The sequence below is a fragment of the Sporosalibacterium faouarense genome (assembly GCF_016765695.1).
Taxonomy (GTDB): Bacteria; Bacillota; Clostridia; order Tissierellales; family VENL01; genus Sporosalibacterium; species Sporosalibacterium faouarense.
Genome location: NZ_JAETGO010000018.1, coordinates 35015 through 55057 on the forward strand (window position 1 = coordinate 35015; position 20043 = coordinate 55057).

The 20043-nt window shown below is 29.6% G+C and carries 20 protein-coding genes; 11 read left to right on the forward strand and 9 right to left on the reverse strand.

Features of this window, described 5'->3' with window-relative positions:
• Window positions 1-175 precede the first annotated feature (175 nt).
• The 9 genes from noc to rpmH all read right to left on the reverse strand — a co-directional run bounded on the left by noc (window position 176) and on the right by rpmH (window position 7390).
• Window positions 176-970 (reverse strand): nucleoid occlusion protein, encoded by a 795-nt coding sequence (gene noc, locus JMO20_RS02555; RefSeq protein WP_202707894.1) that lies wholly within the window; start codon window positions 968-970, stop codon window positions 176-178.
• A gap of 132 nt (window positions 971-1102) precedes the next feature.
• Complete coding sequence (rsmG, locus tag JMO20_RS02560) at window positions 1103-1819, reverse strand: 16S rRNA (guanine(527)-N(7))-methyltransferase RsmG (protein ID WP_202707896.1); 717 nt, start codon at window positions 1817-1819, stop codon at window positions 1103-1105.
• A complete protein-coding gene (gene mnmG / locus JMO20_RS02565) occupies window positions 1812-3722 on the reverse strand; it encodes a tRNA uridine-5-carboxymethylaminomethyl(34) synthesis enzyme MnmG (protein ID WP_202707898.1) in 1911 nt (636 codons plus the stop codon). Before mnmG ends, rsmG begins: the two co-directional genes overlap by 8 nt.
• 24 nt (window positions 3723-3746) lie before the next feature.
• Window positions 3747-5129 (reverse strand): tRNA uridine-5-carboxymethylaminomethyl(34) synthesis GTPase MnmE, encoded by a 1383-nt coding sequence (gene mnmE, locus JMO20_RS02570; RefSeq protein WP_202707900.1) that lies wholly within the window; start codon window positions 5127-5129, stop codon window positions 3747-3749.
• A 105-nt stretch (window positions 5130-5234) separates the two neighbouring features.
• Entirely contained in the window at window positions 5235-5876 is a 642-nt protein-coding gene (jag, locus tag JMO20_RS02575; protein WP_202707902.1) for an RNA-binding cell elongation regulator Jag/EloR, read from the reverse strand.
• Window positions 5876-6625, reverse strand: a complete 750-nt coding sequence (locus tag JMO20_RS02580; protein ID WP_207753413.1) for a YidC/Oxa1 family membrane protein insertase — start codon at window positions 6623-6625, stop codon at window positions 5876-5878. The genes jag and JMO20_RS02580 overlap by 1 nt, the downstream gene beginning before the upstream one ends.
• Before the next feature lie 15 nt (window positions 6626-6640).
• Entirely contained in the window at window positions 6641-6853 is a 213-nt protein-coding gene (gene yidD, locus JMO20_RS02585) for a membrane protein insertion efficiency factor YidD (RefSeq protein WP_202707930.1), read from the reverse strand.
• Window positions 6853-7197, reverse strand: a complete 345-nt coding sequence (rnpA, locus tag JMO20_RS02590; protein WP_202707904.1) for a ribonuclease P protein component — start codon at window positions 7195-7197, stop codon at window positions 6853-6855. Before rnpA ends, yidD begins: the two co-directional genes overlap by 1 nt.
• Window positions 7198-7255: 58 nt before the next feature.
• Window positions 7256-7390: a 50S ribosomal protein L34 gene (rpmH, locus tag JMO20_RS02595; protein ID WP_202707906.1), complete on the reverse strand. Its 135-nt coding sequence runs from the start codon at window positions 7388-7390 to the stop codon at window positions 7256-7258.
• 647 nt (window positions 7391-8037) lie between these two features.
• On the opposite strand from rpmH, the gene dnaA reads away from it, so the two are divergent.
• From dnaA to JMO20_RS02650, 11 genes are all read left to right on the forward strand, one after another.
• Window positions 8038-9384, forward strand: coding sequence for a chromosomal replication initiator protein DnaA (dnaA, locus tag JMO20_RS02600; RefSeq protein ID WP_202707908.1), 1347 nt, complete (start codon window positions 8038-8040; stop codon window positions 9382-9384).
• Window positions 9385-9616: 232 nt separating this feature from the next.
• Entirely contained in the window at window positions 9617-10723 is a 1107-nt protein-coding gene (dnaN, locus tag JMO20_RS02605; RefSeq protein WP_202707910.1) for a DNA polymerase III subunit beta, read from the forward strand.
• Between the two features lie 97 nt (window positions 10724-10820).
• The gene (locus tag JMO20_RS02610) at window positions 10821-11042 is read left to right on the forward strand and encodes an RNA-binding S4 domain-containing protein (protein WP_202707912.1); all 222 of its coding nucleotides are present in this window, start codon (window positions 10821-10823) and stop codon (window positions 11040-11042) included.
• Window positions 11043-11173: 131 nt separating this feature from the next.
• Window positions 11174-12286: a DNA replication/repair protein RecF gene (gene recF / locus JMO20_RS02615; RefSeq protein WP_202707913.1), complete on the forward strand. Its 1113-nt coding sequence runs from the start codon at window positions 11174-11176 to the stop codon at window positions 12284-12286.
• A 46-nt stretch (window positions 12287-12332) separates the two neighbouring features.
• Entirely contained in the window at window positions 12333-12623 is a 291-nt protein-coding gene (remB, locus tag JMO20_RS02620; protein WP_202707915.1) for an extracellular matrix regulator RemB, read from the forward strand.
• A 14-nt stretch (window positions 12624-12637) separates the two neighbouring features.
• The gene (gene gyrB, locus JMO20_RS02625; RefSeq protein ID WP_202707917.1) at window positions 12638-14548 is read left to right on the forward strand and encodes a DNA topoisomerase (ATP-hydrolyzing) subunit B; all 1911 of its coding nucleotides are present in this window, start codon (window positions 12638-12640) and stop codon (window positions 14546-14548) included.
• 163 nt (window positions 14549-14711) lie between these two features.
• Window positions 14712-17177, forward strand: coding sequence for a DNA gyrase subunit A (gyrA, locus tag JMO20_RS02630; protein WP_202707919.1), 2466 nt, complete (start codon window positions 14712-14714; stop codon window positions 17175-17177).
• A gap of 188 nt (window positions 17178-17365) precedes the next feature.
• Window positions 17366-18265, forward strand: a complete 900-nt coding sequence (gene ablB / locus JMO20_RS02635; RefSeq protein WP_202707920.1) for a putative beta-lysine N-acetyltransferase — start codon at window positions 17366-17368, stop codon at window positions 18263-18265.
• A gap of 178 nt (window positions 18266-18443) precedes the next feature.
• Window positions 18444-18761 carry an STAS domain-containing protein gene (locus JMO20_RS02640; protein WP_202707923.1) on the forward strand — a complete coding sequence of 106 codons (318 nt, stop codon included), beginning with the start codon at window positions 18444-18446 and terminating at the stop codon, window positions 18759-18761.
• 10 nt (window positions 18762-18771) lie between these two features.
• A complete protein-coding gene (locus tag JMO20_RS02645; RefSeq protein ID WP_202707924.1) occupies window positions 18772-19179 on the forward strand; it encodes an ATP-binding protein in 408 nt (135 codons plus the stop codon).
• The gene (locus JMO20_RS02650) at window positions 19176-19970 is read left to right on the forward strand and encodes a SigB/SigF/SigG family RNA polymerase sigma factor (RefSeq protein ID WP_202707925.1); all 795 of its coding nucleotides are present in this window, start codon (window positions 19176-19178) and stop codon (window positions 19968-19970) included. Before JMO20_RS02645 ends, JMO20_RS02650 begins: the two co-directional genes overlap by 4 nt.
• The last annotated feature ends 73 nt before the right edge of the window (window positions 19971-20043 follow it).

Consider the following 20043-nt stretch of genomic DNA (forward strand, 5'->3'; position numbering starts at 1 on the left):
AATTAATTTAACTATTAGATAAGTTACTTATATATTAAAACTAAATTTAAAATAATGAATGATATCATGATTGTTAATAATTAATCAAATTTATTTTCTACATAATAGACTTTCTATGTAAATCATGCAAATATCTTATCTTCCCCACCCTTAGATATTAAATAAAATATAAATTTTACTTCTTTGGAATTTTTACAGATACTTGTATAAAATCACCCATATCCTTTTGTTCATATTTTGCATCAATACCACTTTCTTTTATAGCAGTATAAGCATTTTTTATGGTATTAAGGTAAATTCTAAAGTTTATCATACTTTTTATGCTTTGCTTTCTTTGAGGCTCATCTTCCTTTGTAATATCTTCAAGCATATCTTTAATTAATTTTTCTGTTTTCTTAACTGTCAATTCATTATTTATTATCTTCTCCAAAATAGCCATTTGCAAATCTGCATCTGGTAATTTTAACAATGCTCTTGCATGTCTTTCAGATAAATTATTCTCTATCAAAAGTTTTTTAATCTCATCTGGTAATCTAAGTATTCTTAGCTTATTAGCAACTGTTGATTGATTCTTACCTATCTTTTTAGCAAGCTCATGTTGAGTAAAACCGTGATCATTGATTAAGTTACTATACCCTTCTGCCTCTTCAATAAAATTCAAATCCTCTCTTTGAAGATTTTCTATTATAGCTAATACAGCAGAATCTTGATCCCTCATATTAACAATAATAGTAGGTACTTCTTCTAAACTAGCCAATTTTGCTGCCCTCAATCTTCTTTCACCGGCAACTAACTCATAGCTTTCTTCTCCTATTTTTCTAACACTAATTGGCTGAATAATACCATAGGATTGTATAGATTGACTTAACTCCTCTAAAGCTCTTTTACTAAAGTTTTTTCTTGGTTGATAAGGATTGGGCTTTATCTTCTCAACCGGAATATACTTTACTTCTTCAGAAATATTATTCATAAAATCATTCCTCTCCGTAGGCTTGTCCCTAATATCTTTATTTATAATATTCTCTAAATAATCTTTCCTTCCTTCTAAATAGAGAAAAATATTTATACTTTCCTTTTACATTTGATGTCATTTTTCCTGTATTTACAATGGATTTTTCTTAGGTTTCCCAGGATTCCTAGGATATTTTGTCGGTGTTGTTTTAGTTTTCTTTATCACCAATAAAGTATGGGTTATATCAGTAAAAGGTAGCATAATATCAAACTTTTCTTCTAGTTTTCCTCCAAGCAAATCAAGAGCTTTTTTAGCATCTTCATATTCCTCATTTATTTCTGGACCTTTCATTGCAATAAAAACTCCCCCAACTTTAACAAAAGGTAAGCAATACTCAGCTAATATATTTAGTGAAGCTACTGCTCTAGAAACAACTACATCAAATTGTTCTCTATACTCTTCATCCTTACCAAAATCTTCAGCTCTTCCATGTATAGTCCGAATATTATCTAATTCTAATTCATTTATTACTTCATTTAAAAATTTTATTCTCTTATTTAAACTATCTAATAATACAACTTGACTATCATCATACAATATCTTAATAGGCAAACCAGGAAAGCCTCCTCCTGTGCCTATGTCAATAATTTTTTCATTTCCTTTAATGTAACCAGTCTTTAAGACTGTAATGCTATCTAGAAAATGCTTAATATCTATTTCTTTATCATCCTTAATGGCTGTAATATTTATTTTTTCATTCCACTCTTTAAGAAGCTGTTTATATTTTTCAAACTTGTTAAGCTGGTCTTCAGTAAACTCTAGCTCCAACTCTTTAATACCTTCGACAAAGGTTTCCATATTAATCATTATTTTCACCCCTATTTGCCATTCTTCTCTGCTGCTCTAGATAAACTAATAATACATTTATATCAGAAGGAGATACACCAGAAACCCTTGATGCTTGACCTACTGATTCTGGCTTCAATGCATCAAGCTTTTGTCTAGCTTCAAGCCTAAGTCCTTTTATATCACCATAATTAATATTCTTAGAAAGCTTTTTACTTTCTAACTTTTTAAACTGTTCTATCTGTCGCATTTGCTTTTGAATATAACCCTCATATTTAATTTGAATCTCTACCTGCATACTTATTTCTATAGACATATTAGGTCTATTCTCATCTAAATCATTTAGAGCATCATAAGTAATCTCTGGTCTTTTAATTAAGTCATAAAGAGAAGCAGGTTTTTTTAGAGGCGTACTTCCAATATCTTGTATAAAAATATTTATTTCTTCTGTAGGAGTAATTTTTACCTCTTTTAGTCTCTCTAATTCCACTTCTATAGCTTGTTTCTTGTGAATCATTTTATTGTATCTTTCTTCACTTGCTAATCCAACTCTATATCCTAACTCAGTCAATCTAAGGTCAGCATTATCCTGCCTTAAAGTTAACCTATACTCTGCTCTTGAAGTCATCATTCTATATGGTTCATTAGTACCTTTTGTAACAAGGTCATCTATTAATACTCCAATATAAGCTTGGGATCTATCTAATACTAATGGTTCCTTATTATCTACCTTTAAAGCAGCATTAATTCCCGCTATAATACCTTGGGCTGCAGCTTCCTCATACCCAGAAGTTCCATTAATTTGACCCGCAAAAAATAAATTTTCTACTTCCTTATACTCTAAAGTCCTCTTAAGCTTAGTAGGGTCGATACAGTCATACTCAATAGCATAGGCTTCCCTCATAATTTCTACATTTTCTAGTCCTTCAATTGTTCTAAGCATATTCAACTGAACTTCAGCTGGCAAGGTAGTACTCATTCCCTGAACATACATCTCCTTAGTATCTAAACCTTCTGGCTCAATGAATATTTGGTGTCTATTTTTATCGGCAAATCTAACTACTTTGTCTTCAATAGAAGGACAATACCTAGGACCTGCACTTTCCATTTGTCCAGTATACATAGGAGACCTATTAAGATTATCCATAATAATTTTATGAGTATCCAAATTGGTATACGTTAAATAACAAGGAACTTGATCCTTCTCTAATTCACCATTTAGAAAAGAAAAAGGTACTATTTCTTTATCTCCTGGCTGAATTTCCATTTTACTAAAGTCTATACTATCTTTATGAACTCTAGCAGGTGTACCAGTTTTAAACCTTCTAAACTTAAATCCTAGCTTTTCCAAAGGTTCAGTAAGTTGCATCGAAGGTGACAAACCATTTGGCCCTCCATAATAATTCACTTCACCAATATATATTTTCCCCCTTAGGTATGTTCCTGTAGAGAAAATTATAGCTTTTCCATTGAATCTAGCTCCAGTTCTTGTTATTACAGATACAGCTTTACCATCCTCGATTACTAAATCAACTACTTCACCTTGCTTTAATGTAAGATTGTCTTCACTCTCTAATAGCTGTTTCATATTTGATGAATATCTTTCCTTGTCTGCCTGAGCTCTTAATGAATGTACAGCCGGTCCTTTTGAAGTATTTAACATTCTACTCTGTATAAATGTTCTATCTATATTTTTTCCCATTTCTCCACCAAGGGCATCTATTTCCTTTACCAAATGTCCTTTACCAGTTCCTCCAATGGCTGGATTGCATGGCATAAGGGCAACTGAATCTATACTCATTGTTAGCATTAAAGTTTTCTTTCCCATTCTAGCAGGGGCCAAAGCAGCTTCACATCCTGAATGACCAGCTCCTACTACAATAACATCATAGTCTCCTCCGTAATATATGGCGGAACTTCCCATATAAATCCTCCTTCGTATTTTTAACTATTTACCAATACAAAAATCTTGAAAAATTTTATCTAATAGATCTTCACCAACAGTATCTCCAGTTATTTCACCTAAGTTTTCCCAGCAATTCTTCAAGTCAACTTCAATTAAATCATAGGGTAGCTCCATTTCTATTGCATTTAATCCGTCCTTAATATTTTCTAGTGCTTTTTGAAGCTGGTCCTTATGTCTAACATTTGTTACTATAGTTTCATCTTTAGATTTAATTTCTCCGCTAAAGAACATATCTTTTATTGTATCTTCTAAAACTTCAACTCCCGTTCCTGTTATCATAGAAGTATTTATTATCCTAACATTAGGTAATTGCTTCTTTATCTCTTCCTGAGAAACCTTATTAGGTAAATCAGTTTTATTTAATAGAGCTATGGCTTTATTGTTTTTAATTAAATCAATAATTTGCATATCTTCACTATTTAAATCATCAGAAATATCAAAAACTGCAATCACTAAATCAGCTTTACCTATTAAATTCTTTGCTTTATCTACACCTATTTTTTCTACTACGTCCTCTGTTTCTCTTATCCCAGCAGTATCAACTATCTTTAATGGTATTCCTTTAATATTTACATATTCTTCTATAATATCCCTTGTAGTACCTGGTATATCAGTTACTATGGCTCTACTTTCTTTTAAAACTCTATTCATTAATGATGATTTACCTACGTTAGGCTTACCTAAAATAACTGTTTTCAATCCTTCTCTAAGTATTTTTCCAGTATAAGCAGTATCCAATAATCTTTCTATACTATTGTAGATTTTAGTTCCATTCTCCTTTAATTGATTATATGTTGCATACTCTTCATCATGCTCTGGAAAATCTATAGAAGCTTCAATATGAGCAAGCATCTCCAAAAGATTTTGTCTTAGGTCATTTACCTCGGATGATAAGCTACCTTCCAATTGATTTAATGATACATCAAAACTAGTATCAGTTTTAGCACTTATTAAATCCATCACTGCTTCAGCTTGAGATAAGTCAATTCTACCATTTAAAAAAGCCCTCTTTGTAAATTCTCCTGCCTCTGCCATTCTAGCACCATTTTCTAAACAAATCTCTAAAATTCTTCTTACAGGAACTATTCCACCATGACAATTAATTTCTACAATATCTTCTCTTGTATATGTATGTGGTCCATTCATATAAACCAATAGAACTTCATCAATTATATCTCCATTTTTAGGATCGACTATATGCCCGTAATTTAATTTCCTTGACTCTGCCTCAACTAGTTTATTAGTTCTTTTTCCTTGAAATATCTTATCAGCTACACCTATGGAATTTTTACCGCTCAATCTAACTATTCCAATTCCAGCTTCGCCAGGTGCCGTTGCAATAGCAACAATAGTATCATTATCCAATTCTGTCACCTCTTTTCTTAAGTTTATTATTTATTTTTATATTATATTATTATACCAAAAAACTATTATTAACATAATATAAACCCAGTGTAAAAACTGGGTTTACTAAAATTTCCTTTTATTCTTATATTCAATAACAACTTTTCTGTATGGCTCTTCACCTTCACTATGAGTTTCAATATCATAGTCCTTTTGTAAAGTAGAATGAATTATTCTTCTCTCATAGGGATTCATAGGCTCTAGCTTTACTCTTCTTTTAGTTGCCTTAACCTTAGAAGCCATTTTTTTAGCAAGTCTTATAAGTGTTTCTTCTCTTCTCTTCCTATAATTTTCAGAATCTAATAAAACCCTAATATACTTTTCTCTATCTCTATTAATAGCCAAACTAAGAAGATATTGAATAGAGTCCAGTGTATTCCCTCTTTTTCCAATAAGTATTCCCATGTCAGAATCATTTACACCTTCTACTTCAACATGTAAATCTTTCCCTTTCTTTTCTGCTTTAATTTTACCTTTAATTTGCATTTTATTTAAAAGGGCATTCAAAAAATTCTCAGTAATTTCAATAGGGTCATGAACAACAGTAACCCTAACCTTAGCATCCTTAGTACCAATTAGTCCAAATAATCCTTTACTTGGCTCTTCAAGTACTTCTATAGAGGTATCTTCCTTTTCGACATCTAATTCAGCTAAAGCATCCTCTATAGCCTCTTCTACAGTTTTCGACGTTTTAACTACAGACTTCATTAACTAGATTCCTCCTTAACTCCACCCATTGTTCTGTTCGTAATCAATTGCTGAACAATAGTGAATATATTACCTATTACCCAGTATAAAGCCAAACCTGCAGGAAAACTTCTTGACATAATTAAAATTAAAACAGGGAAAACCATATTCATTGTTTTCTGAGTTTGTTGAGCCTTTTCATCTCCACCAGCTGATTTACTACTCATAATTCTACTTTGAAGGAAAGTTGTTATAGCAGCCAATAAAGGTAATCCCCATAACACAGGATCTGGATCCTTAAGATTTGAAATCCATAAAAAAGACTTGTTTAATTGCTCGTAAAGTGTGGCATCTTGAAATACATATCCTTTAGAAATCATCTCGCCTGCTTCAAATATAGGTGCAGGGTTTCTTAAAACTCTAAAGAAACCAATAAGTATTGGCATTTGGATTAAAAGTGGTAAACAAGAACCGAAAGGATTTGCATTATGTTCTTTATATAGCTCCATAGTTTTTGCTTGTTGCTTCTGTGGGTCGTTCTTATACTTTTCCTGTATTTCTTTTACTTTTGGTTGTATATCCTGCATCTTTTTCATTGATTTTGATTGCTTAATACCTAATGGCAATAGAATTAATTTAAATATAATAGTCGTTAATATAATTGCTATAGCATAAGCAGATATATATTCTGTTTCTAAACCAATATTCGTGACAAAGTCAAATATCATTCTAAGTAAAGCCCCTAATGGCTTTGCAAAAATATCAATCATTTACTAACCCCCTCATTATTCTAAAGGATCATATCCTCCTGGGTTAAAAGGATTGCATCTTAAAATCCGCCACACACTTTTTATTCCACCTTTTATTATTCCATATTTTTTTATAGCTTGTATAGAATATTCAGAACAAGTTGGATAAAATCTACAGCTTCTGGATTTTAAAGGTGAGATATACCTTTGATACAGTTTTATTAGGATTATTGGTATTTTTCTCACAATTATTCACCTTTTTTAATTAATTTAGCCAATTTACCTATGTGTAATATAGCACTTTCTATTTCCTTAAAATTAGCATCCTTGGCCTTAACCCTAGAAAGAAAAACTATATCATAGCCATTCCTAAATTTATTGGAATTTATTCTATAACTTTCTTTCATCCTTCTTTTAACTTTATTTCTCACAACGGCATTTCCTAATTTCTTGGTTACAGAAAAGCCAACCCTGCTAATTTCCATGTTATTTTTCAGGTAAAACATTACTAAATATCTATTAGCAAAGGACTTTCCTTTATCATATACATTTCTAAAGTCCTTATTATTTCTTAAACTTTCATAGTTGTTCATATATTTAAAGCTCCTTAAAACTTCCTCTAATTGAACAAAAAGGCCACAATAAGCGGCCTTATGATGACAATTTCTTTCTGCCTTTTTGTCTACGTCTCTTTAATATATTTCTTCCAGACTTAGTTTTCATTCTTTTTCTAAATCCATGCTCTTTCTTTCTTTGTCTCTTTTTAGGCTGGTAAGTTCTTTTCACGTAAATACACCCCCTTCGGCACAACACCTATATATAACATTTAATGTATATATATATCATTTTTTTTATTTTTATCTGGCTTTAAAAAGCCTCCGCAAAAAGTAGACACTACTATTGATTATAGTCATATCAACTATTGATGTCAAGAATTTATATTATAAACTTATTGTTAATAATTTTTTCAACATACTGTTAAGCTTGTGGATATGTTGATGTTCTTGTTGATAATTTATATTTTTTTTGATAATATAAGAATGCTATGTGGATTATTTATTCACATTTCTTTTTTTATACACATTCTGTGGATAAAGTTGTGCATAACTTTATAAATTTAGTTCTTTTTTTACTTTTTTAACTGTTATTTTATAGTTTTTAACAATTTTTTTTTCCACATTTATAAATAAATCTTTATTGTGTATATTGTTTATTATATTATTATTATTTGTCATTAAAAACTAATATTAACTGCTTATCCACAATTTTTATATTATCCTTGTTAATAAATATTATTCATTAAAATAGTTCTTTTTAAAATTTTTTTGTGGACAACTCTGTTGATATATTATCTAAAAATATTTTTGATATTTAAGATAAGTTATAAATCTTTTAGAAATTGACAATAATTCTGATGAATAGGAGGATGTATCATGGGTTCGAATTTAGAAGATATTTGGAGCGATTCTTTAAGCCTCATTAAAACAGAATTAACTGAAGTGAGTTTTAACACTTGGCTAAAAACTATTAATCCAATAACAGTTAATGATGATCTAATTGTTTTAGGAGCTCCAAACGAGTTTACAAAGGGAATTTTAGAAGCGAGATATATGACATTAATAAAAAATGCTATTAAGCAAGTTTCAGGAAAAGATTATGAAATCAAATTTACTATCCCTGGTGAAGAGATTTCAAAGGATTCAGGACATACACATAATAACAACAAGTCAGAGGTAATAGAAAATCTAACTTCTAGGTCACAATTAAATCCTAAATATACTTTTGACACCTTTGTAATAGGTAATAGTAACCGATTTGCACATGCAGCATCTTTAGCTGTTGCTGAAGCACCTGCACAAGCATATAATCCTCTATTTATATATGGGGGTGTAGGATTAGGTAAAACTCACTTAATGCATGCTATTGGCCACTATATATTAAATCAAAACCCAGAATCAAAGGTTGTATACGTATCATCTGAAAAGTTTACTAATGAGTTAATTAACTCTATAAGAGATGATAAAAATATTCAATTTAGAACTAAATATAGAAATGTAGATGTATTACTTATTGATGATATTCAGTTTATAGCTGGTAAAGAAAGAACACAGGAAGAATTTTTTCATACTTTTAATGCCCTTCATGAAGCTAGCAAACAGATTATTATTTCAAGTGATAGACCACCTAAAGAGATACCTACTCTAGAAGACAGATTAAGATCTCGATTTGAGTGGGGCTTGATTGCAGATATACAAGCTCCGGATCTAGAAACTAGAATAGCAATCTTAAGAAAAAAAGCAAATGTTGAAAATATTGAGGTTCCTAATGATGTTACTCAATATATAGCAACTAAAATACAATCAAATATTCGAGAGCTTGAAGGAGCTTTAATTCGAATAGCTGCTTATTCATCATTAACTAATAAAGAAATAACCGTTGAGCTGGCAGCTGAAGCTTTAAAGGATATAATATCTGAAAATAAGCCTAAAGAAGTAAATGTTAAGCTCATAAAAGAAGTAATTTCAAATAAATTCAGTATTAAAACTGAAGATTTAGTATCAAAGAAAAGGACTAGAGCCATTGCATATCCTAGACAAATAGCTATGTATATATCTAGAGAATTGACGGATTTATCCTTGCCTAAGATAGGTGATGAATTTGGTGGAAGAGATCATACAACAGTTATTCATGCTTATGAAAAAATTTCTAACGACATAAAAAATAATTCAGATTTTAAAGAAAAAATTGAAAATATAATAAGTGAAATTAAAGGAAAATAATCTACAAAGTCCTGTTGATATCATGTTAATTAATTATGACTCTTGTTAATAAAATATTTTTATCTTAATAATGTGGATAAATTGAACAAATTAATATACACTTTATTAACAAGACTAATCACTAGTATTCTTTGTTTTATACACTTATCCACATACCCACAGGACCTACTACTATTACTACTAAGTTTAGTTAATATTATTATGATTAAAACTCGAAGGGGGTTATCCACAATTGAAAGTAAAAGTAAACCAAAAAGAACTTGCTAAAGCTATAAATATTGTTCAAAAAGGAATTTCTTCAAAAACAACTTTACCTATATTAAATGGTATATTGATTGAGGCTAAGAATAATAAATTGACTCTTACAGGTACTGATTTAGAATTAGGAATAGAATCTAATATAAATTGTGAGATTATTCAAGAAGGAAGTATAGTTATAACATCTAGAATTTTTGGAGATATGATAAGAAAATTGCCAGATTTTCCTGTGGAAATAGAAGTTAGAGACGATAATAACGTTTATATTAATTGTGGAAATTCTAAATTTAAACTAATAGGACAGTCGTCAGTAGAATATCCACAATTACCAAAGTTACTAGATGAAATTTCTCTGGATATACCTAAGGATCTATTAAGAACAATGATAAAACAGACGGTTTTTGCTACAGCTCAAGATGAAACTAGACCGATATTAACAGGCGCACTTCTAGAAGTAAATAATAATGAAGCAGCTTTAGTTGCCTTGGATGGCTATAGACTTGCATTAAAAAATATTAAAATTAATTGTCAAAAAGATGTTAAAGTTGTTATACCAAGTAAAACCTTAAATGAATTAAATAAAATATTAGATGATAATGATGCTGACATAAATGTAAGATTTACATCCAGCCATATTTTATTTGATTTGGGGAATACTGTAATTATATCAAGATTAATAGAAGGCCAATTCTTAAACTACAATGATATTATTAGAAATGAATATAAATCCAAAGTGAAGGTAAAGACAAAAGATATACAAGAGAGTATAGAAAGAGCTTCATTATTAGCAAGGGAAGGTAAGAATAATCTTGTTAAGTTAGATATTACTGATGAAAACTTAGTTATTACTTCTAACTCTGAAATTGGAGATATACATGAAGATATTCCAATTGAACTTGAAGGAAATGATATAAAAATCGCATTTAATTCAAAATATATTTTAGAAGGAATAAAGGTAATAGATAGCGAAGAGATTGAGATGAACTTTGTTAGCAATATAAGTCCATGTATTCTTAAGCCAGTTGGTGACGATAGCTATACATATTTGATTTTACCAGTCAGACTTGCTAGTGATAATTAAGAATTTTTCTAGACACCTTGCTAAGGTGTCTTTACTTTATAGTGGACTTAAACGTAATATATTTGAGAATATTAATTAAAATTAAGGAGATGTTGAAATGATAGAGAGAGTTACAATTGACACTGACTATATAAGATTAGATCAATTTCTTAAATATATAGCAGTTGCTCAAACGGGAGGACACGCAAAAATACTTATAAAAGAAGGGCAAATAAAGGTTAATAATGAAATATGTTTTCAAAGAGGGAAAAAACTTATCAAAAATGATAAAATAGAGATAGAGGGACAAGGTATTTTTCAAATAGTTGATAAATTGTAGATTATGGGCTATAGTATTATAGATATATAACTTAATTTATGAAATAATTAAATATAGTTACAAATAATAAATTAAAGAATTAGTATATTTAAATATAGTTGCTGTAATATACTTTTTAAGGAGTGCTATATGTGTATGTAGATAGCATCAAGTTAATTAATTTTAGAAATTATAAAAACCTTGATATTAAACTCAATAGTAGACTAAATTTATTTATAGGGAATAATGCCCAGGGAAAGACAAATTTATTGGAGTCAATATATATTTGTTCTACAGGTAAATCATATAGAACAAGTATTGATAAGGAATTAATAAATCTTTCTAGGGATAAAGCCTATATTGGCATAGATGTTATTAATGAGGAGTTTGATAAAAAGCTAGAAATAAAATTTGAACGTAATAAGGGAAAAACAGCGAGAATAAATAAAGTAGAGGTAGATAAAATATCTGATTTATATGGTGCATTTAATGTGGTGATATTTTCGCCAGAGGATTTAAAGTTAGTAAAAGAAGGACCAAATCAAAGAAGAATGTTTTTAGATAATGAGATTTCACAAATTAGCCCAAGATATAGATATAACCTAGGACGATATAATAAAATTCTTACTCAAAGAAATAATCTGTTAAAAATAATTCAGTATGATAAAAGTAAAAAAAAGCTTTTAGACGTTTGGAATTCACAATTAATTGATGTAGGTACAGAGATACTATTAAAGAGACTAAGTTTTTTAAAACAGCTTTCTATAATATCTAAAGATATTCATAGAAAAATAACAGGTAGTATAGAAGAATTGGATATTGAATATATGTCTTCTTTTGAAATAGAGAGTAATGATAAACAGAAAATTCAAAATAACTTTTTAAATACATTAAAGAAAAACATAGATAAAGAAATAGAACGGGGCACAACAAGATTTGGTCCCCATAGGGACGATATTAAAATATTAGTAAATAATATAGATATAAGAACCTTTGGCTCTCAAGGACAGCAAAGAACATCAGCATTGTCACTAAAACTAGCAGAAGTAGAGCTTATAAAACAAGCAGTTGGAGAATATCCAGTTTTATTATTAGATGATGTTCTATCAGAATTAGATTTAAATAGGAGGAAATACTTGGTATCTACCTTCAAAGATATACAGACTATTATAACTTCTACAGATGATATAGATATAAATGAATTTAATAAGTTGACCAAGAGTATATACTACATAAAAGATGGAAAAGTTATAGAGACTTATTAGTGGACAATAAATCAAATGATATTTGAGTGTCAAAGGAGGATAGTATATGTTCTTACACTTAGGAAAGGATTTTGTAATACCTATTATGGATATTATTGCTATAGTAGATGCTAAAACAGCCTTTAAATCAAATGACACCAAAGAGTTTTTTAAGATAGCTAAGGAAGAAGGTTTTATATATAATATTGTTGAAAAAGGAATTAAATCCTATATAATAACTGAAAAAGTAGAAAAAGATAAGGCTAATGGAGCTGATATAAGGACAAGTATCATTTATTCTTCAAATATATCTTCTACTACTTTAGCCAAAAGAGCAGGTTTTATTAATAATATATAGATTGGAGGATAAACATGCCTGAAAATCAGAATACAAGAAATTATGGAGCTGAACAAATTCAAGTTTTAGAAGGATTGGAGCCAGTAAGAAAAAGGCCTGGTATGTATATAGGAAGTACTGGACCTAGAGGGTTACATCATTTGGTTTATGAGGTTGTAGATAACAGTATAGATGAGGCGTTAGCAGATGTTTGCGATACAATAGAAGTAATTATAAATGAAGATAACTCAGTAACTATTACTGACAATGGAAGTGGTATTCCCGTGGAGACACATCCTAAGACAGGGAAATCTACTGTAGAAACTGTATTAACAGTTCTTCATGCTGGAGGTAAGTTTGATAACGGTGCTTATAAGGTATCAGGAGGACTTCATGGAGTGGGTGTATCAGTTGTTAATGCTCTTTCTGAATGGTTAATTGTTGAAGTAAGAAGAGAAGGTAAAATACATCGTCAAAAATATGAGAGAGGTGTACCACTAACACCTCTAGAAATTGTTGGAGAGACTAAAGAAAATGGTACTATAGTATCTTTTAAACCAGATTCATTAATTTTTGATGAAATTATCTTTAAGTATGAAACTTTAGAGCATAGATTAAGAGAATTAGCATTTTTAAATAAAGGCATAAGAATTTCTATTGAGGATAAAAGAAATGATAAGAAGAGTGAATTTTATTATGAAGGTGGTATAAAGGCTTTTGTTAAGCATTTAAATAAGAATAAGACTGCGATTCATAAGAATATTTTATATACTGAAGGAGAAAGAGATAATTGTACTGCAGAACTAGCTCTCCAGTATACAGATGCATATAGTGAAAATATACATTCATTTGCTAATAACATTAATACGCATGAAGGAGGTACTCATTTAAGTGGATTAAAGAGTGCTTTAACAAGAACAGTAAATGATTATGCAAGAAGAAATGGTATCTTAAAGGAAAAAGATGAAAATCTATCCGGTGAAGATATAAGAGAAGGTATAACTGCAATACTTTCTGTAAAGCTATCTGAGCCACAATTCGAAGGACAAACGAAAACTAAATTAGGAAACAGTGAGATGAGAGGTATTGTTGAGGGTTTAGTTACAGAATCTATAGATGGATTTTTAGAAGAGAATCCTAAAGATGCAAAAATTATTATAGATAAATCCCTAAGATCAGCTAGAGCTAGAGAAGCTGCTAGAAAAGCTAGAGAATTGACTAGAAGAAAAAATGTTTTAGAAAGCTCATCATTGCCTGGGAAATTAGCAGACTGCTCTGAAAAAGATGCAGATAAATGTGAAGTTTTCTTAGTCGAGGGTGATTCTGCCGGTGGTTCGGCAAAACAAGGTAGAGATAGAAAAATTCAAGCTATTTTGCCACTAAAAGGTAAAATTATGAATGTGGAAAAGGCTAGATTAGATAAAATATTGAACTTTGCTGAAATCAAAGCTATGATAACCGCTTTTGGTTGCGGTATAGGTGATGACTTCGATATGGATAAGCTAAGATATGGAAAAATTGTAATTATGACCGATGCCGATGTTGATGGAGCTCATATTAGAACGCTATTACTGACATTTTTTTATAGATATATGCGACCTTTGATAGAGGAAGGACATATATATATAGCTCAACCGCCTTTATATAAGGTGAAAAAAGGTAGAGCAGAATATTATGCATATACCGAGAAAGAATTACAAAAGGTTTTACAAGAAATCGGTGAAAAAGGTTATTCAATTCAAAGATATAAGGGTCTTGGTGAGATGAATCCTGAACAGCTTTGGGATACAACTATGGATCCAGAAAAGCGTATTATGCTTAAGGTTAACGTAGAAGATGCAGTTGCTGCAGATGAAATATTTACTACTTTAATGGGTGATAAGGTAAAACCAAGACGAGAATTTATTGAAGATAATGCTAAATACGTTGAGAATCTTGATATATAGCCTTAAAAAGTATAGTAATAAATGTAGTTTACAAAAAAGTCATGAGAACTTCATTTTGAATAGCTATTTAACCTTTGAAATATAATCTAGGTTTTACCAATAATAGCTATAAATAAAACATATCAATATGTTTTATTTAACAAAATGGCTAAGGAGGATATTTATGAGTAATGAAGCACAAAAAATTATTCCAATCGATATAGCTGATGAGATGAAAAAGTCCTATCTAGATTATGCTATGACTGTAATTGTGAGTAGAGCTTTGCCTGATGTTAGAGACGGGCTTAAACCTGTTCATAGAAGAATTCTTTATGCTATGAATGATTTAGGATTAGCTCCTGATAAACCCCATAGAAAATCTGCACGTATTGTTGGGGACGTTTTAGGTAAGTATCATCCCCATGGTGATACAGCTGTTTACGATGCTATGGTTAGACTTGCACAGGATTTTTCAACTAGATATTTATTAGTAGATGGGCACGGAAACTTTGGTTCAGTTGATGGTGATGGAGCTGCTGCCATGCGTTATACTGAAGCAAGGATGGCAAAATTATCAACAGAGCTATTAAGAGATATTAATAAAGAAACTGTAGATTATAGACTTAACTTTGATGAAACTTTAAATGAACCTAAGGTATTGCCAAGTAAATTTCCTAATCTTTTAGTGAATGGTTCTTCTGGTATAGCCGTAGGTATGGCCAGCTCTATACCACCTCATAATTTGGGAGAAGTCATTGATGGAGCAATTATGATGATAGATGATCCTGAAGTAAGCGTTGATGAGCTTTTAACTGTTATTAAAGGTCCAGACTTTCCTACGGGAGCTATGATAATGGGAATAGAGGATATTAAGAATGCCTATAGAACTGGTAGAGGCAAAGTTAAAGTTAGAGCTAAAGCTGAGATAGAAGAATATGGTAAGAATAGAAATAGAATTATTGTAGATGAGATACCATATCAAGTTAATAAGGCTAGATTGATTGAAAAGATAGCTGATTTAGTAAGGGATAAAAAGCTTGAAGGTATTTCTGATTTGAGAGATGAGTCAGACAGAAATGGAATGAGAATTGTAATAGAATTAAAGAGAGATGCAAACCCTAATGTGGTTTTAAACAATCTTTATAAACATACTCAAATGCAGGATACATTTAGTATAATTATAATTGCCCTTGTAAATGATGAGCCAAAAGTATTAAATTTAAAGCAGGTATTAAGACATTATTTAGATCATCAAAAAGAGGTTATAACTAGGAGAACACAATATGATCTTAATAAAGCTGAGGCTAGGGCCCATATTCTAGAAGGACTCAAAATAGCATTAGATCATATAGATGCTGTAATAAAATTGATTAGAGGTTCTTCAAGTGTTCAAGAAGCTAAAGATGGATTAATGAGTGAGTTTGGGTTAAGTGAAAAACAAGCTCAGGCTATCTTAGATATGAGACTTCAAAAGCTTACTGGATTGGAAAGAGAGAAAATTGAAGAAGAATATGAAGAATTAATAAAACTTATTAATAAACTTAGAGAAATATTAGCAAGTGATGAGTTAATATATAATATCGTTAAAGAAGAAATGTTAGAAATAAGAGAAAAATATAGTGACGATAGAAGAACAGAAATTAGGCCTTCTACTGATGACATAAATATTGCAGATATGATTAAGGAAGAAGAAGTTGCAATAACATTAACTCATTTTGGATACGTAAAGAGATTACCTGAAAATACTTATAAAATCCAAAGAAGAGGTGGCAAAGGAGTTTCGGCTCTTACAACAAGAGAAGAAGATTTTGTTGAGCACTTATTTATCACCTCAACTCATGATGATTTATTATTCTTCACTAATCAAGGGAAGGTTTATACTTTAAAAGCCTATGAGATTCCTGAGGCTAAAAGACAGGCTAAAGGAACTGCTATAGTAAATCTTTTACAATTAGATTCAAAAGAAAAAATAGCTGCGATAATTCCAATTAAAGAGTTTAATGATGAGGATTATCTAGTCTTTTCTACTAAAAACGGATTGATTAAAAAGACCAGATTAGATCAGTATAATTCTATCAGAAAAAGTGGTCTAATAGCTATTAATTTAAGGGAAGATGATGAATTAATTAGTGTTAAGAGAACTGATGGTAATAATGACATTATGATAATTACTTCCCAAGGGATGTCTATTAGATTTAATGAAGATGATGTTAGAGATATGGGTAGAAATTCAATGGGTGTTAAAGCTATTACGTTAAATAGAGATGATAGAGTAGTAAGTATGGGTCTAGTTGAAGAAAATAAAGATCTTTTAGTAATTAGTGAGAAAGGTCAAGGAAAGAGAACATCTCTAGATGAATATAGGACTCAAACTAGAGGTGGAAAGGGAATTAAAACCTATAACGTTAAGCAACAAACTGGAGAATTAGTTGGAGCAAAAGTTGTAGATGAGAAAGATGAAGTGATGATAATTAGCTTCTCAGGAATAGTAATTAGACTTAAAGTTGAAGGAATTTCTCGTATGGGAAGACATACTCAAGGCGTTAGTTTAATGAGATTAGGTAAAGATGATATAGTTGTTTCAATAGCTAAAGTAGCAACTGAAGATAATGAAGAAGATAACGATTTAGATGAAAGTGATGAAGAATAGATAATTAATATAGGGTACTAGAGTACCCTATAATTTATTAATAATGAAATTAACATATTTTAATAATAGAAATAAGGACATAAGGACATATAGTGTGTAGACATTACATATACTTTATATGTCCTATTTTATTAATTAAGGAACATATTAAAATAAAAGTTTTAAATAAAAAGTCGGAGGTACTAAGAATGGAAATAATTGATTTAACTTTAAATAAAGGAAAGAAATCTACAATACATGGTAATGTATACAGCATAACATATGAGATACAAGAGGAAGATTATTATCTAAAATTAGTAATAGATTACTTTAATAAAAGATTAAAGGTAGTAAATTATGATGGTAAAAATTATAGGGGTATGGCTCAAAGAATTGATTTTATAGCAAAGGAAAATAGTTTTGATAAAGTTTTTATTAAAGCTACTTCAGATGACTGGGAAGAATTTATGGCTTATGGATATATTTTAGAAGGTATTTTTAAATATTATTATAATGGAGAGCATGGATATTGTTTATCAAAGTTTTATACAAGCTCTAGAAGAGATAGTGATACAATAGAAAAAGAAAATGAGATAATTGAAAAGCTTACTAACTTTAAATCGAATAATGACTCTGTTAAATTAGAAAAAGATTATGAAATAAAGATTGCTAAGAAAGAAGATATACCTAAGATAGTAAAGCTATATGATGAAGTATTTAAAACTTACCCCATTCCATTAAATAATATGAACTATGTAAACACTTTAATGGAAAATGATGTTCTTTTTATGTATATAGAACATAAAGGTCAAATAGTAAGTGCTGCTTCAGCTGATATGGATACCTTGCATAAGAATGCAGAAATAACTGATTGTGCTACAAACAACAAACATAGAGGTAAAGGTCTTATGAGTATTATTATTAATAATTTAGAAAAAGAAATGATAAAAAGAGATATAGTGTGTTTGTATTCTATTGCTAGATCAGTATCTTTTGGGATGAATAAAGTCTTTAAAAAACAAGGATATTCATATACAGGAAGATTAATTAATAATTGTAATATATGTGGAAAGTTTGAAGACATGAACTTATGGGTAAAAAAGATATAACTGTACGTAAATTTAATATATCTAAAAGATTTTCTTTTTTCCCTTTTAAAATTTATTTTAAAAAAATTTAAAACTAGAATATTAGATTGTTGAAATTTAACGTTATAAATGTAATAATAATCATAACTAAAGAAACGTACAATTTAACTAACAATTTAGATTTATGAGGAGGTATCTTATGGCACTAGAAGTTATAAAGAACTTTAATGATGAAAATCAATGCTGGATAATAAAGCCTACAGGTGAACTTGATATATATACTTCACCTAATTTTAAGGAAATCTTAAATGAAATAATTGAAGAAAAAAGAGCAGATATAACTATTGATGGAGAAAAATTAGAATATATTGATAGTACAGGACTTGGAGTACTGATAAGTGCGTTAAAAAAACTTAAGGAAAATGAACATAATATTAAGATTATAAATATCAAAGCTAATATTAAGAAGTTGTTTAACATTACAGGATTAAATAAGGTATTTATAATTAAGGAGTGAAAAATAGTATATGTCTGAAAAATTAAAAATATATGATAATGATAATATAAAAATTAGTATTCCTAATAAGCCAGAATTTGTAGGGGTTGTTAGGCTAACCACGTCTGCAATATCAAATCGATTAGGTTTTAATATTGAAGAAATTGATGATATCAAAGTTGCTGTAGCTGAGGCTTGTACGATTATTCTTGAAAGTCAATTAACAAATACTAATATTGATATAGAATATATACTTAATGATAATGAGATGACTATTTTTGTTAGAAGTGAAATATCTGAGCAGGATAATGAACAATTAGCAGAAAAAGGTCTAGGTTTATTTATTATAAAGTCTTTAATGAATGAAGTTGAAATGAAAGATGATTCTGGAATTAAAGAATTGAAAATGATTAAAAGAATAGAGGATGTTGCCCAATGACAACAAGGCTTTCTAATGTTAAAGAAGGTAATGTAGCTTTTAAGGATATAAATACAAAAGAGCTATTTGCAAAATATGCTAAGGATAGAGACAATTTAATAAGAGATGAGTTAATTAAAAGACATCTATACATAGCAGAGATATTATCTAAAAAATATACTAATAAAGGTATAGATTATGATGATATATATCAGATTGCTTGTGTTGGTCTTATATATGCAGTAGATAGATATGATATAGAAAAAGGATATGAATTTTCAAGTTTTGCTACACCAACAATAATAGGAGAAATTAAAAAGTATTTTAGAGATAAAGGATGGTCAATTAGAGTACCTAGAAGAATACAAGAGCTTTCTAAGAAAATCAATAATGCTAAATTGACACTTGGTCAGAAGTTACAAAAATCTCCTACTGTTGATGATATTGCAGAATATTTAAACTGTACATCAGAGGAAGTTTTGGAAGCAATGGAAGCAAGTAAAGTATATACCCCTAAGTCATTAGATTTATCCTTAGACTCCAATGGAGATGATAAAGATATTAGTTTATCTCAACTAATAGGGGAAGATGATGTGTATTTTAGTAGAATTGAAAACAATGATTTTCTGGAACAAGCTATTAGCAAATTGGAAGATAGAGAAAAAAAGGTATTAAAGGATAGATATTTTAAAAGAAAGACTCAAGTATCAATAGCAGAAGAAATGGGAATATCTCAAATGACTGTGTCTAGAATAGAAAAGAAAATAATCAAAAAATTTAGAGGTGAACTTGAAAAAATACAAAGTCTCTAGAAATATAATAAAAAAACAAAAAAACATTTGACAAAGAATAATAATGCTGTTATAGTATTAAGAGTCGTCACAA

Bases quoted from the DNA above. Each gene is read 5' to 3' on its own strand.
- noc (WP_202707894.1), bottom strand. From the start codon at position 970: ATGAATAATATTTCTGAAGAAGTAAAGTATATTCCGGTTGAGAAGATA.
- rsmG (WP_202707896.1), bottom strand. From the start codon at position 1,819: ATGATTAATATGGAAACCTTTGTCGAAGGTATTAAAGAGTTGGAGCTA.
- mnmG (WP_202707898.1), bottom strand. From the start codon at position 3,722: ATGGGAAGTTCCGCCATATATTACGGAGGAGACTATGATGTTATTGTA.
- jag (WP_202707902.1), bottom strand. From the start codon at position 5,876: ATGAAGTCTGTAGTTAAAACGTCGAAAACTGTAGAAGAGGCTATAGAG.
- JMO20_RS02580 (WP_207753413.1), bottom strand. From the start codon at position 6,625: ATGATTGATATTTTTGCAAAGCCATTAGGGGCTTTACTTAGAATGATA.
- rnpA (WP_202707904.1), bottom strand. From the start codon at position 7,197: ATGAACAACTATGAAAGTTTAAGAAATAATAAGGACTTTAGAAATGTA.
- dnaA (WP_202707908.1), top strand. From the start codon at position 8,038: ATGGGTTCGAATTTAGAAGATATTTGGAGCGATTCTTTAAGCCTCATT.
- JMO20_RS02610 (WP_202707912.1), top strand. From the start codon at position 10,821: ATGATAGAGAGAGTTACAATTGACACTGACTATATAAGATTAGATCAA.
- remB (WP_202707915.1), top strand. From the start codon at position 12,333: ATGTTCTTACACTTAGGAAAGGATTTTGTAATACCTATTATGGATATT.
- gyrB (WP_202707917.1), top strand. From the start codon at position 12,638: ATGCCTGAAAATCAGAATACAAGAAATTATGGAGCTGAACAAATTCAA.
- gyrA (WP_202707919.1), top strand. From the start codon at position 14,712: ATGAGTAATGAAGCACAAAAAATTATTCCAATCGATATAGCTGATGAG.
- ablB (WP_202707920.1), top strand. From the start codon at position 17,366: ATGGAAATAATTGATTTAACTTTAAATAAAGGAAAGAAATCTACAATA.
- JMO20_RS02640 (WP_202707923.1), top strand. From the start codon at position 18,444: ATGGCACTAGAAGTTATAAAGAACTTTAATGATGAAAATCAATGCTGG.
- JMO20_RS02645 (WP_202707924.1), top strand. From the start codon at position 18,772: ATGTCTGAAAAATTAAAAATATATGATAATGATAATATAAAAATTAGT.
- JMO20_RS02650 (WP_202707925.1), top strand. From the start codon at position 19,176: ATGACAACAAGGCTTTCTAATGTTAAAGAAGGTAATGTAGCTTTTAAG.